Origin of the sequence: Bacteroides difficilis, from assembly GCF_048319815.1 — a bacterium.
GTDB classification, from domain to species: Bacteria; Bacteroidota; Bacteroidia; order Bacteroidales; family Bacteroidaceae; genus Bacteroides; species Bacteroides zhangwenhongii.
Map to the genome: position 1 here is coordinate 803,794 of NZ_CP182814.1, position 13,359 is coordinate 817,152.

The following is a 13,359-nucleotide window of genomic DNA, read 5'->3' on the forward strand; positions in this document are numbered from 1 at the left end:
TTACAGCTCACATCTTTTTTATCAAGCTTCCCATTATGTCATCAGTTAAGTTTAACGTCTGCAAATAAACACAAACTTTTTCTGTAAGACAAAAGATATTAATCCCATAATTGGGGTAGCTAATATCCCAGCCCAATACTCATTAATCCAATTAATATACAGAAACACTTTTATAATCCCGATGTTAATAGTATATACAATTATATAGGATACTATGAAACGTAAAATCAAATGATTATTTTTATTCTTGAAAACTAAAGAACCTATTGTTTTAAAATTAAATAGAACACCTAAGACTGTACTTAACAACACTGCTATCTTGTAAGAGAGTCCAATATAGACAAAAAAACAATAAAGCCCCAACCCAAAAGCAGTATTCAATGCTCCTACTAATAAAAAGCGAATGAACATTCTGCTCAAAAAATAACCTTTAAAACTATTCCATATCTGCATCAGTCTCTAACTAAATAGCGATAAAAAAAACTTTCTTTATTTCCCACAAAATTGGTACCAATAAGTCCATCATCAAAAATAGAATCCCTGTCTGTCACTTTTTGTTCACCATCTATCCCATATTTATATTCTTCATATGTGCCACGAACAGTACGTGCAATCTCAAAAAATGGAGTAATAGCTCCCAATAGAAAAACAAGCAAAGCCATAATTTTAAACTGCCTACATACACTTGAATCATATAAAAATCTAGCAAAAAGGATCATCATATACATAATAAAAGGAATATTCGTACGCATACAAAAATCAGAAGCTTCTCCTAAACGTATTAAGGGGAAGATTGCTGCTGTTATACACATTATTATTAATATCGGATCTTTCTTATTATCCTTAAAGACAAATATTAGATAGATTCCATATTGGGTTAACAAAAAAAATAAATATCTGCTTGTTGGTGTTCTAAAACCAGATTCTCCCGTAGCAATGTTGGAAACATAATACAAGCCAACCACTAATATAATAAATAGTGCTGTCAAATTCTCTATACACAAATGCTGTTTAAAGAAAGATTTAATGCCAATATCATAAATCTCCTTTATATAATAATATCCTATTATTGGAGCAAAACCGACAAAAGGAAAAGGAGAAAATAGTAGCAATAATGAATAAATAAACAAAGTATATCTGCTATTTTTATTCTGCAAAACCAACATCATTCCAACAAAAAAAGGAACTGCTTGATTAAATACCCAAAATAATAAGGTAGTTACTGAAGAAGCTTGAAATGCACTACCATGAGACCACTCTATATGTGGAAACAAAGTAAGAAACTCTCCAAAATCACTCCATGAATGTCCCTTCAAATATTCAACGCCATATCCTATGATATCTATTCCACTAAAAAATATCATAATAAAAAGTACCCCTATCCTAATCTTCCCCAAATACTCACTAACTAATAAATAAAAGACACTCATTCCTATCCATGTCCAAAATAATTGGAGCATATTCCCCAACAACATTGAATGAAATAATTTACCGATTAATGCTGAAGGTAACCAAAAGCCAATATAATAGCACAATCCATATTCACCGTTATATACTGGCCACTCACGATATAATAAATCATTAAAAATAGCGTTCCGCCATAAATGATCATCATTTTGCCAAACATATCTTCCTATTCCAGACAAAAATACCCAACAAAATATTATAGTAAGAATAAAAAGAAGTTTATTTAAGGATACACTCAAAATAAAACTTTCATTCTGTCTAGTTGCTGTGAACAAACAGAAACTTAATAAAAGTATAGCAGGAATAGAAATATACCAATGTAGCCAACCTATAAAGAAAATCAAAACAGGCAAGCAGAGATAAATTAAACCTAGTATTTTTATATATTTAGTATCAAAATGTATCATATTCTATTTTTCGAGAATAAAAAATATTTTCGTGCCAAGAAATTCCACAAATAAACTATAACCGCAGCGATTAATTTAGAATACATATAATAGATATCAAACGATTCTGTTATGAACCATAAAATCAATGCATTCAATAATAATCCAATAATTCCAATCGAAGCAAAATAAATAAACTCAACTATATGCTTACTTGCCCCAGCTTTCGCAAATACCCACGTTATACTTATAAAATAATTAACTAGAAGACCTGCAATAAACGACAAGGTAGCTGAAACAACATAATAAAGGTTTAGATATTCTGTTAATACATATAACAGTCCAAAATCAACGATAAAGGCCAATCCACCAACAAAGGTATAACGCACAAACTGATAAAAAATATTATTAGTCGGTGCAATCAATAGTTTATTGAAAAAGTTACTTAACATTCTTTGTTTTTTAATTTTGTATATATAAAATCCAATTCCTGCCCAAAAAGCAAAAATGAGACAGGTATACATGTTACTGCCAAACGTCCCCAAAAATTAGGGGCACCAGCTATTGCAACAAACATACCACCACCTGCAATTAATAATAAATACACTGAAATAAACCACATTCTATTTTTCCGCAAATAACAAAAAAACATAACTATATAAATAATTAGGAATGTGATATATTGGAAAAAATTCAAAGAAGTAAAAAGGCCCAATCGCGTCAGCAGATCCCTATGTTCTTCCCAACATCCCACAGAAGCAGTACCTTCCGTCCAAAAACTTTTAATTCGAGATTTTATATATGCGCCTAAATTATTTTTAATAGAATTTACAACCATATCATGACATGCTGATAATCCATAGCGCCGTTGTAGAATATTAAATAGTATAATATGATCAGAGCGATATAATATCACTTTTTGAAATCGCTCCACATCTATTTTCATTTGTTCATTAGGAATCGCATTCAAGTCAATCAAACCAGCTTCACTTAGAATCCAATATTGATTAACATCACTAACGTTACTAGTTCCCCATATACCATATTGCTTCTCAAACGAATAACAATAATACCCGAAAAAGGCAGCAACAACTAATGCTCCTAACATTCCTACCAACGAACGAATAAAGTTTTTTTTCGCCATCCAATATCCCCAAAAAATTAAATTTAATGGTATAAGATAGACAAAAGCCGGACGAAGGAATAATAAAAATATCAGAAACAACTGAGATAATATTATAGAAGAATAATTATTATCATGAATGTATTTAACTAACAGATAAATAAAAATCACCATAACAGAAATAGATAATGACTCTGTTAGTATTAGTTTCTGCCACATCAGCATCGTTGGATGAAATGCATATAGAGCAACTGTAATGTTATATACTAAATGATTTTTTAGGAAATAAGAGCACAATAAAGAAAAGCAATAAACACTTAGTATAAACATCAAAACTTGTAATGTAATGATGCCTGTGCTAAACCACTCTCCTAAAAATATTCTAAAGAAAGAAATCAGAAAGGGATACACTGGTGTTCTAAACACATCTAATGTTCCATTAAGCAATACATGACCAGCTTTAACATAACTTTCCGTATCCCATTGAATCCAATTGGGTGGTCCTGCAAGCAACCCCAATAATGCTGCAATCAAAGCATATAATAGAAATATGGGTTTAATCCTATTTTTTAGTTTCATGATACTCTTCTTCCGTATTTACAGCCCACACGTTCTCTTTAGATGTTTTATTGTCTCTAATATTCTTCACAGCCTCCATAGCTGTCAACATAGAGTGATCCATATTATTATAACGATGCTGACCATTTCTGCCAATACAAAACAGGTTGTCTATTTTATCAAGGAAAGCCTTTACTTTATCAAGTTCATAATAAGTTCCAAAATAAGAAGGATATGCCTTTTTAATTTTTATTTGAGTACTATCCAATACATCCTCTTTATTAAGGATACCTATTCTTTCTAGTTCGTCAATAGCCATCTCAATAAAGGATTTTTCATCCATCTGCCACATCTCATCCCCTTCAGTACAGAAATATTCCAGACCGATCCACATTGTATTTTTATAGTCTTGAACCATATAAGGAGACCAATTATTAAAGACTTGAAGACGACCAATTTTGACATCACGTTCTTGTATATAAATCCAAGTATCCGGAACACGTTTTTGCCATGTTCTGATTTTAGTCTCATTCTTAATTTTTAGTTCCTTTACAAGAAGTCCCACTGTTATAAAGTCACGATATGGCAAATCCGAAGCGATTCTACTCACTTCTGCCGGAACCTCAATGCCATCAATAGCCGCAACCAAATCCTTTATAGGCATGGACGACAAAAGATAGTCACACTTCCTATTAACGATCCTGCCATTTTCTTCCGTATCAACCGAAACTACCTTATTAGCTTCTACATGAATACGAGTTACCTTGCTTTTCATTATAACATCCGCTCTTGGCTGAATATCTTTAGCAACCGTCTCCCATAACTGTCCCGGACCAAACTTAGGATAAATAAATCTTTCAATTAATGAAGTTTCTACGTCCTTCTGACTTATATCATCACTCTTTTTCTTAGGGAATAACATATTCTTTAATACGGCCATAATAGACAACCCCTTAACACGCTGTGCCCCCCAATCTGCACCCAGTTTCGACGGATGAACTCCCCAAACTTTCTCTGTATAGTCTTCAAAGAACATTTTGTAAAGAGGACGACCAAAACGATTGATATAAAAATCCTCCAAGGATTTTTCTTCCCGTTTAAATGCCGCAGAATATAAATATCCGAACCCAGCCTGAATAGTACGGACCAGCCCCATATTAGTAAATGTCTGCAATTTTAAGGAAATGGGATAATCAAAAAAACTACGTAAATAAAAAATACGAGAAACTCTCTGACGAAGCAACATCACCCTATCTTCTTTCTCTGGATCAACATTTCCTGATAAAGACACCTCTCCTTCCGTATTAAGCAAAATTTGATCAGAAGATGGCTTTCCTTGTAAAGGCATCACTTTACCCCACCAATCCATCACCTCATTACTTTTGGAAAAGAAACGATGTCCACCAATATCAATCCTATTACCTTTATAGCGTACTGTCTTAGAAATGCCTCCTATTTCTTCAGATTCTTCCAAGACAACAGGTTTTACTGCTGTTGCCAACAATTCGTGAGCCGCAGTCAACCCTGCAGGACCTGCCCCAACAATTATCGCCGTTTTCTTAATTTCTTCCATATTTATTTTCTATTTATCTATCAATAAAAATTTTTTATTCAACTCATTCTTATGAAAAAAATACCAGTTATACAATTGTTTAATAGATTCTTCTATTGGAGTAAACGCCAATTTCGTATATTCACTTCGTAACCGTCTATTATCACCACTGTACTCTAATCCCAATCCTTTCTGCGCCAAGAGAATTGGCAAGTCCGGTGCCCCAGAAATCTCTCGAACCATCAATGCTAAATCATATAATGATACTGATTTGTCCGGAGTTACATTATAAGATCTATATAAAGGATTCTCAGATATAAACCAATCCAAAACAGGCATCAGATCATTCACATATAAATAATCAAAATTACGATCCTGTTTAATTGTTATTGGCAAATCGAACAATGATTTACAAATTGCATTTGAAATAAACCTTATTGCATAATCCTCATATTTACCAAAAATACCAAAAACGCGTAAATCATAAATATTCCGGCTATTCTCTATTACTTTCTCACAAACATATTTACAAAAACCATGTTCATCAACCGGAATATTATTTTTCCAATCCTCTTCTTTCACTTTCGGACGATAATTTCTATTATCATAGATTGCTCCCGAACCTATCACTAACATTTTTTCATATTGATCCGAATAACGCTCCAGATTGAAAAACATTCGGGTATTAGTGAAAAATAAATTATTAAAATCCGGTGCATTTCTATGTCCCGGCTTTACCGCCGCATGAATCACAACATCCGGGTGATGAGAAGCAAAATATTGTGCAACACTCTTATCATCGGCCACATTCAATTCTCTGCTAGAAGGAGCGTCAATTATATATTTTTCGGAAAGGAAGCTCTCCAGAATATTTTTTCCTACAAAGCCACTTCCACCAGTCAATAAAATCGTTTTCATTAAGATATATATTTATTAATCTGTTCAATACATAAATCATAAACAGATTCATTTTTATATCGCTTATACCAATCAACAGTCAACTGCACTGTTTGTTCGATATTTAGTCTAGGCTGCCATCCCAATCTAAAATAAGCTTTTGAAATATCAAGCATCAGCAATTTTGCCTCATGTAAGCTATTAGGATCCGAAGCATCAACAAGTACTCCTTTGCCATAATATTTCAACACAAATGTCGCAATATCCCAAACATTAGCTACCGATTCCAATTTAGGACCAAAATTCCATCCTTCACAATAATCAACAGGAGTATCCCACATTTTTTGTGCTAATAACATATATCCACTCAGAGGTTCTAACACATGCTGCCATGGACGTATGGATCTGGGACTTCTGATTTCAATAGTTCCATCAGACTCTAATGCCTTAATACAATCCGGAATTATTCGATCTTTTGCCCAATCACCGCCACCGATTACATTACCTGCACGTACGCTAGCTATCGATTTTCCATGAGAGCCATAATCAACCGGATTAAAAAAAGAACGCCTCCAGGAAGATATCGCTATTTCTGCACAACCTTTGGAGGATGAATAAGGATCATACCCTCCCATCGGCTCATTTTCACGATAGCCCCATAACTGTTCAGCATTTTCATAACACTTATCAGTGGTAATCATAACGGCAACCTTAACGCCCTCAGTCACACGTATAGCCTCCATCACATGAATCGTGCCCATGACATTGGTTTCATAAGTTTCGACAGGAATATCATAAGACTCTCTAACAAGTGGTTGGGCTGCTAAATGAAATACAATCTCAGGTTGATAATCCTTAAATACTCTTTTGACTAATTCACCATTACGAATATCTCCCCGCAAGTCTATGATTTTAGAACCAATACCAGAAAGAACAAAATTGTCTCTTTCGGTAGCAGGGTCTAGAGATAGTCCTATAACTTCAGCCCCAAGTTCATGTAACCAGATAGAGAGCCAAGAGCCTTTGAAGCCTGTATGACCCGTTACCAGCACTCTCTTCCCACGATAAAAGTTGTGAAAAATGTCTACCATCATCATTTGATTTTATTTCCAGACTTTCCAAGGAGCTCTATTCCTCTCCCACATTTCATTTAACTCCGAGTTATCTCTCAATGTATCCATCGGTTTCCAGAAACCACGATGTTTATAAGCGTGCATTTGCCCATCTTTCGCAATTTCTTCCAATGGTCTTCCCTCAAAAACCGTCGAATCTCCATCCTTTATATAGTTCAATACTTCCGGTTCACAGACAAAATAGCCAGCATTAATCCAATTGCGATCTCCATCTGGTTTCTCCATAAAAGATTTTACCTTATTCGTATCCAAATCAATCTCTAAAGCTCCAAACTTCCCTCCTGGCTTATAAGCGGTAACAGAAAGCAAACAACCAGCCTGCTCATGCTCTGCTATTGTATCAGAAATATTCAAATCTGTCACACCGTCACCGTATGTCAATAAGAAACGATCGTTCTCCAAATACTGTTCAACCCTCTTTATTCTACCACCTGTCATCGTATTGAGACCTGTATCTACCATTGTCACACGCCAATTCTCTGAATGATTATCCAAAATCTCTACACGATTGTTGGACAAATCAACAGTCATATCACAATTGTGGCGGAAATAATTGGCAAAATACTCTTTGATAACATACTGTTTATATCCACAGCAGATAATAAAATCATTAATTCCATAATGGCTATAAATTTTCATTATATGCCACAAAATAGGTTTTCCACCAATCTCAACCATTGGTTTAGGGATCAAATTGGTAGCCTCGCTCAATCGTGAGCCAAAACCACCAGCTAAAATAACAGCTTTCATGATCTAAATTTATTTTGTATAAAATTAATGTGAGTCTACAAAGTCTTTAATCGTATCCACCATGAATTGTAGCATTTCAGGTTTCATTCCCGGATAAACTCCAATCCAGAAAGTATTATTCATTACAAAATCGGTATTTACCAATTCACCGATTACACGATAACCCTCACCCGATTTTTTCATTTCATCAAAAGCAGGATGCTTCAACAAGTTACCTGCAAAAAGATTACGGGTCTGAATCCTATTTTTTTCCAAATATTCAGATAACTCATTACGAGTAAACCCTGCGTCTTCTGCCACAGAAATAAGAAAACCAAACCAACTTGGATTAGAATTCTTTTCAGCCTCAGGCAAGATTAATCCCTTTATTCCTTTCAGTCGTTCTTTCAAAAAATTAAAGTTATCTCTACGGGCAGAAACGATCTGATCTAACTTCTCCAATTGGGCACATCCAATAGCAGCCTGCATATCAGTCACTTTCAAGTTGTAACCAAAATGAGAATAAACATACTTATGATCATAGCCGAGAGGTAACTCTCCGTATTGCTTACTAAAACGGGATTTGCAGGTATTATCGACTCCACCCATACACCAACAGTCCCTCCCCCAATCACGGAAAGAATTTATCAGTCGGTGCAGTAACGGATCATTTGTATAAACAGCGCCTCCTTCTCCCATAGTCATGTGATGAGGAGGATAAAAACTAGAAGTTCCAATATGTCCGAATGTTCCGGTTTTACGAGTTTCTCCATCCAAAGTATACTCTGTACCCAATGCGTCACAATTATCTTCTACCAACCAAAGATTATGAGTATCACAAAACTCCCTGACCGCTTTCAAATTAAAAGCATTTCCCAAAGAATGGGCAATCATCACAGCTTTCGTCTTCTTAGAATAAGCCTGCTCTAGCTGAGTAACATCAATATTATATTCTGGCACAGTAATATCCACAAATACAGGGACAGCACCATATTGAATACAGGGGGTAACCGTAGTCGGGAAACCGCAGGCGACCGTGATAACCTCATCTCCTCTTTTTATACGTCGTTCACCCAATTCAGAAGAGGTCAATGCCATAAAAGCTAATAAATTGGCAGAGGAACCGGAATTAGTTAACGAACAAAATTTAACACCTAGCCAATCCGCAAATCTTTTTTCAAAACGATGCGCCCATGGACCTGCCGTTAACCAGAAATCCAAAGAAGAATCAACCAGACTCACCAATTCTTCTTCTCCGAAATAGCGCCCACCGTAATTTACAAAAGTCTTACCCGGGATGAATTCTTTCGATTTTCCAAAAGTTTCGGCATAGTATTCTTTCACGAGTGAAAGTATCTGTTCTTTCAACCTATTTTCTTTTTGTTCCATAATTGATTTTCCTTATTCCTCGTTTTAATTCATAAATAGAATCTCTATCTTATAATAAATGCGCAAAGATACGAAATATTGCGTGGCTTTCATGCCTTTCTTAAAAAAAAGCATAAAAGACATTCCTATTTGCCATTTCTCCATAATTCTAGAGCCGCAACAATGGTGTCATCCATATCCGCATACATATATTGTGCCAAACGACCACCGAACAACACCTTATCTTGCCGCATTGCCAACATTTGATATTTTCGGAATAAGCTATTATTCTTACTATCATTAATAGGATAATACGGTTCCTTTCCCAACTCAAAAGAGGTAGGATACTCATACGTTATAACCGTAAACGGCTGAGTGCCATATTCAAAGTGCTTATGTTCAATAAGACGAGTATACGGGATCTCACGTTCACAATAATTTACCACCGCATTTCCCTGATAATTCTCTATATTATTTATACGTTTATGTTCAAAATGTAGACTACGATATTCCAAATGCCCAAAACAGTAATCAAAATACTCATCAATACATCCTGTATATACTATACGATCCGCAATATCGTATAGTTCACTCCTATGCTCAACATAGTCCACTCCTGTACGTACTTCCACCTTTTTCAATAGCGAATCTATCAATTTATTATATCCGCCAATAGGAATCCCTTGATAAGGATCATTAAAATAATTATTATCAAATGTAAAACGAAATGGAATACGTTTAATAATGAAAGCCGGAAGTTCTGTTGCCGGTCTTCCCCATTGTTTTTCAGTATATCCTTTTATTAAACGATAATATATGTCTTTTCCACACAATTTCAAAGCTTGTTCTTCAAGATTACAAGGATTTTCAATATAGGCATATTCACTACGTTGCTCCTCAATCTTCGCTTTAGCTTCTTCAGGATTACACACTCCCCATAACTGGTAAAAAGTATTCATATTAAAAGGAAGATTATATAATTTGCCTTCAAAATAAGCTAAAGGAGAGTTCGTATAACGATTGAATTCTATCAACCGATTTACATATTGCCAAATTTCCTTCTTATCGGTGTGGAAAATATGAGCACCATATTTATGCACATGAATACCATCCACATTTTCGCAAAAAATATTCCCCCCTGTATTCTGGCGTTTATCAATCACTAAACAATGTTTTCCAGCCTGGCTTGCCTCATACGCGAACACACTTCCAAACAGACCTGCACCAACAATTAGATAATCATATTGTTTTCTATTTTCCATCTGTCACGAACGAATTAATGGCTTCATTTAAAGCTTGTTTTATAAAATATCCTTCGCCAAGTAACCGGCCTATCTTAATAGCATTCTCCTTCATTATCTGATATTGTTCGCCCGTCAATCCAGCCAATACATTGTCAACATCAGCCAACGAATCTACACATATACCAACCTCATGTTCGTGAACAAAAGAGGCCATAGCGGCTTGACTCCACACGATAACAGGAAGTCCGCTCCGCAAATAAAAGGACGTCTTATGAGGATTATTTATTTTCAGATATTCCCCCCAATCACCCGAACATTCTTGTATAGAATGTCCGTCCCACACAAGTCCAAAATCCGCTTCAATCTGATCTACAAATTCTTCAGAAGCAAGAAAACCATGGTATACAATATGTTTCCATCCATCTGCATAGTTTTTTTCGAATCCTTTACCGTAAATGTCCAACCTCCAATTATGAATATAAGGTTCCAATTTATACAAGAACTCATTCCTCCATTTACCCAGACCTCCTGCATATACCACCGACCATGGCTGATGAGATGTTGAGTATTGCCTAGGAACCGCATGTGATAAATAGTCAAATACACCTAGATTATAAAGTTGAGAATGACACCCATAACGCAAAAGATGCTCTTTCATCTTTTCATTATGAACTATTATAAAATCAGTTCGAGATAGCCGTCTGTTCTCTTGTTCCGGTGTCAATTTATGACGCCGGAAAGTCCCTAAATCATGAATCACAGTTATAACCCTCGCTCCTTTTAGATGGGCAAAATAACACGCCATGCTATAGAACTTTTTCATAGGATACTGCAAAAAAAGAATATCTCCTTGTTTCAAGCGAGTCAATATACGCAATACTCCACATATCTTGGTCACAAAACGAGAGAACATATTATTCTTCTTACGCATGGGAGTCAAATTACGAAAGCCCATTCCTTTCACAATTTCATCAATATCGCTTTTTGCTTTATTGACTGTCCGGATTTCAATAAAATAATTCATAATGGTTTCTCCTATTGATAGTTACTATCTGAGTGAAGCTGAAATTTTCTTTTTAACTTAAGAACATTACGTCCAATTGTGTACAAATAAAAATTATGAAAATCAAAAAAGCAACTGGCAGGTTTCAAGTCTACTTTTTCTTTGGGAGCCTGTGCATCAAGTTTGGAACATAAATTTACGATGTAATTAAACATATTATAATCCTCCATTACTAGTTTCTTACAATGCAACAGCTCTGTTTGCCTCTTATTAAAAGTATCGTTTTCTATGACTTTATCTATAAGTTCTATGGCTTGTTCCGGATTGTAAATATCCAAAACAGTCAATGCTTTCTCCGGAAAATATTCATTGACATTTCTACAACCATAATAAAATGGATATGTATTAGCCAAATAACAATCGGAAAGTTTCTCTGTCCAATAGTATTTAGATGATGAATTCTCTATCGCAATATGATACATATAAGGTGACAGAACATCCCATTTATCCGCAAAATCATTGAAACCACGCCCAAAAACATCTATTTGATCACCATAATGCCTTTGAAGCTTTTCCACAAATTTAAGTCTATCTAAGTGCCCCTGTGTAAACGCCTTATTACTAGTTATAACCGAAAGAAGCTTCGTTTTTTGCGGTAAGTACCCTTTTATATCTTCATAATTCAAACGGATATGACTCTCATCCTTAGGTCCAAACTCGATACCGACAAACCAAGGCAACATAGCAGGAGTATAAATAACATTCGGCAATTTAAGCTCTTCCTGACAAGAACAGACTATTCCAAACTGTTTGCAATATGATAATGGATAACTAAGCACACTATAAGGTTCGCTTGTCAGAAGAAGTGTATTAGCGCGTGCTACACGAAATGACATTTTTTCTTTCAATGCTTTACCACGGATTACAAGAAAATCAGGATCGTCAATGGGTTCATTTACAAAAACCTGATACTTACCACCACTGAAAAGTCCTTTTCCTCCCGGAGTCTGACGCAAATCAAGCCGACCATCTCCACGTGTTAATAACAATATCTTATACATGACTAATCTTTTTTAATTTATTGAAGAAAGCCTTTCTGCATGCCCATCGCCTATCATGCTCTATTTTTATTCTTATAGCTTCGTTTATCATACATCGATCCCATTTACGATATCCGATATAATAGCGCAAGACATATTCAAATAAATCCATTGAGCCTGTAAATCGAGTTAGATTCTCAAAGCATTCTTTTGATGTCAGCAGGCTTCCTGACGATTTTATTTTCATTCTATTTATATCAATGACAGAAAAGTAATTACCTTGTTCTGTCTGATGATACAGAACATTAGTGGAATTCAAATCATGATGTAGGATTCCTTTTTCATGAAGTTCCACCACAAAACGAGCAAACTCCTCCGCCACTTTCTTATTAAATCCTTCAGGAATCATAAAGAAATCTCTAATCGGCTGCCCATCAGTAAAGGCTGTTATCACATAAGATGTTTTCAGCAGCCTATTTTGATATTCCTCTATATATGCTATCTCTTGAGGAGTATTAATCATTCTCGTTCGCAACTCAGCCGCATTGTTAAATGCACGCATTGCTTTACTATCACAAAAGAAACTATATGCAAAACGTTGAAGAAGATTAGGTTTTCTAAATTTTTTCACAACAAGTCTCTGGAAGGGGAGTTGCAAACCATCCACAAGGAAGCTTTTAATAGTATTGCGTTTGCCATAAAGCAATGTGCCTTCATTTCCAAAAAAAATTGGCAATCTTCTCACAAACTCGTTTACAAATTGACAGTCTTTATATTCAGGAGTAATCTTTGTATGTATCATTAATATGATTTCGCATTTCTGTTAAATTCATAAACTCACTATCTTAGATAAAGCCAT

Annotated in this window: 13 protein-coding genes; all 13 read right to left on the reverse strand. The window is 35.0% G+C overall.

The genetic code is table 11. The features are described 5' to 3' along the window. Positions 1–51: 51 nt before the first annotated feature. The 13 genes from ACNOGP_RS03135 to ACNOGP_RS03195 all read right to left on the reverse strand — a co-directional run bounded on the left by ACNOGP_RS03135 (position 52) and on the right by ACNOGP_RS03195 (position 13,302). Positions 52–453: a GtrA family protein gene (locus ACNOGP_RS03135; RefSeq protein WP_418214044.1), complete on the reverse strand. Its 402-nt coding sequence runs from the start codon at positions 451–453 to the stop codon at positions 52–54. Further along, the gene (locus ACNOGP_RS03140) at positions 453–1,874 is read right to left on the reverse strand and encodes a hypothetical protein (protein ID WP_186966353.1); all 1,422 of its coding nucleotides are present in this window, start codon (positions 1,872–1,874) and stop codon (positions 453–455) included. The genes ACNOGP_RS03135 and ACNOGP_RS03140 overlap by 1 nt, the downstream gene beginning before the upstream one ends. Then, the gene (locus ACNOGP_RS03145; protein WP_186966352.1) at positions 1,871–2,305 is read right to left on the reverse strand and encodes a GtrA family protein; all 435 of its coding nucleotides are present in this window, start codon (positions 2,303–2,305) and stop codon (positions 1,871–1,873) included. The genes ACNOGP_RS03140 and ACNOGP_RS03145 overlap by 4 nt, the downstream gene beginning before the upstream one ends. Then, positions 2,299–3,555 carry a hypothetical protein gene (locus ACNOGP_RS03150; RefSeq protein WP_195474691.1) on the reverse strand — a complete coding sequence of 419 codons (1,257 nt, stop codon included), beginning with the start codon at positions 3,553–3,555 and terminating at the stop codon, positions 2,299–2,301. Before ACNOGP_RS03150 ends, ACNOGP_RS03145 begins: the two co-directional genes overlap by 7 nt. Beyond that, positions 3,539–5,107 (reverse strand): NAD(P)/FAD-dependent oxidoreductase, encoded by a 1,569-nt coding sequence (locus ACNOGP_RS03155; protein ID WP_186966350.1) that lies wholly within the window; start codon positions 5,105–5,107, stop codon positions 3,539–3,541. Before ACNOGP_RS03155 ends, ACNOGP_RS03150 begins: the two co-directional genes overlap by 17 nt. Positions 5,108–5,116: 9 nt before the next feature. Then, positions 5,117–6,004 carry an NAD-dependent epimerase/dehydratase family protein gene (locus ACNOGP_RS03160; RefSeq protein WP_222619140.1) on the reverse strand — a complete coding sequence of 296 codons (888 nt, stop codon included), beginning with the start codon at positions 6,002–6,004 and terminating at the stop codon, positions 5,117–5,119. Then, positions 6,004–7,077, reverse strand: coding sequence for a CDP-glucose 4,6-dehydratase (rfbG, locus tag ACNOGP_RS03165; RefSeq protein ID WP_186966611.1), 1,074 nt, complete (start codon positions 7,075–7,077; stop codon positions 6,004–6,006). The genes ACNOGP_RS03160 and rfbG overlap by 1 nt, the downstream gene beginning before the upstream one ends. A gap of 9 nt (positions 7,078–7,086) precedes the next feature. After that, positions 7,087–7,866 (reverse strand): glucose-1-phosphate cytidylyltransferase, encoded by a 780-nt coding sequence (gene rfbF / locus ACNOGP_RS03170; RefSeq protein WP_186966349.1) that lies wholly within the window; start codon positions 7,864–7,866, stop codon positions 7,087–7,089. Positions 7,867–7,890: 24 nt separating this feature from the next. After that, positions 7,891–9,234: a lipopolysaccharide biosynthesis protein RfbH gene (gene rfbH, locus ACNOGP_RS03175; protein WP_186966348.1), complete on the reverse strand. Its 1,344-nt coding sequence runs from the start codon at positions 9,232–9,234 to the stop codon at positions 7,891–7,893. A gap of 125 nt (positions 9,235–9,359) precedes the next feature. Beyond that, the gene (gene glf, locus ACNOGP_RS03180) at positions 9,360–10,475 is read right to left on the reverse strand and encodes a UDP-galactopyranose mutase (protein WP_186966347.1); all 1,116 of its coding nucleotides are present in this window, start codon (positions 10,473–10,475) and stop codon (positions 9,360–9,362) included. Beyond that, positions 10,465–11,481 carry a galactofuranosyltransferase gene (locus ACNOGP_RS03185; protein WP_186966346.1) on the reverse strand — a complete coding sequence of 339 codons (1,017 nt, stop codon included), beginning with the start codon at positions 11,479–11,481 and terminating at the stop codon, positions 10,465–10,467. The genes glf and ACNOGP_RS03185 overlap by 11 nt, the downstream gene beginning before the upstream one ends. Before the next feature lie 11 nt (positions 11,482–11,492). Beyond that, on the reverse strand, positions 11,493–12,521 hold the full coding sequence (locus ACNOGP_RS03190) for a glycosyltransferase family 10 domain-containing protein (RefSeq protein ID WP_418214045.1): 1,029 nt from the start codon (positions 12,519–12,521) through the stop codon (positions 11,493–11,495). After that, entirely contained in the window at positions 12,514–13,302 is a 789-nt protein-coding gene (locus tag ACNOGP_RS03195; RefSeq protein WP_195533225.1) for a lipopolysaccharide kinase InaA family protein, read from the reverse strand. Before ACNOGP_RS03195 ends, ACNOGP_RS03190 begins: the two co-directional genes overlap by 8 nt. Positions 13,303–13,359 lie beyond the last annotated feature (57 nt).

Bases quoted from the DNA above. Each gene is read 5' to 3' on its own strand.
- ACNOGP_RS03135 (WP_418214044.1), bottom strand. From the start codon at position 453: ATGCAGATATGGAATAGTTTTAAAGGTTATTTTTTGAGCAGAATGTTC.
- ACNOGP_RS03140 (WP_186966353.1), bottom strand. From the start codon at position 1,874: ATGATACATTTTGATACTAAATATATAAAAATACTAGGTTTAATTTAT.
- ACNOGP_RS03145 (WP_186966352.1), bottom strand. From the start codon at position 2,305: ATGTTAAGTAACTTTTTCAATAAACTATTGATTGCACCGACTAATAAT.
- ACNOGP_RS03150 (WP_195474691.1), bottom strand. From the start codon at position 3,555: ATGAAACTAAAAAATAGGATTAAACCCATATTTCTATTATATGCTTTG.
- ACNOGP_RS03155 (WP_186966350.1), bottom strand. From the start codon at position 5,107: ATGGAAGAAATTAAGAAAACGGCGATAATTGTTGGGGCAGGTCCTGCA.
- ACNOGP_RS03160 (WP_222619140.1), bottom strand. From the start codon at position 6,004: ATGAAAACGATTTTATTGACTGGTGGAAGTGGCTTTGTAGGAAAAAAT.
- rfbG (WP_186966611.1), bottom strand. From the start codon at position 7,077: ATGATGGTAGACATTTTTCACAACTTTTATCGTGGGAAGAGAGTGCTG.
- rfbF (WP_186966349.1), bottom strand. From the start codon at position 7,866: ATGAAAGCTGTTATTTTAGCTGGTGGTTTTGGCTCACGATTGAGCGAG.
- rfbH (WP_186966348.1), bottom strand. From the start codon at position 9,234: ATGGAACAAAAAGAAAATAGGTTGAAAGAACAGATACTTTCACTCGTG.
- glf (WP_186966347.1), bottom strand. From the start codon at position 10,475: ATGGAAAATAGAAAACAATATGATTATCTAATTGTTGGTGCAGGTCTG.
- ACNOGP_RS03185 (WP_186966346.1), bottom strand. From the start codon at position 11,481: ATGAATTATTTTATTGAAATCCGGACAGTCAATAAAGCAAAAAGCGAT.
- ACNOGP_RS03190 (WP_418214045.1), bottom strand. From the start codon at position 12,521: ATGTATAAGATATTGTTATTAACACGTGGAGATGGTCGGCTTGATTTG.
- ACNOGP_RS03195 (WP_195533225.1), bottom strand. From the start codon at position 13,302: ATGATACATACAAAGATTACTCCTGAATATAAAGACTGTCAATTTGTA.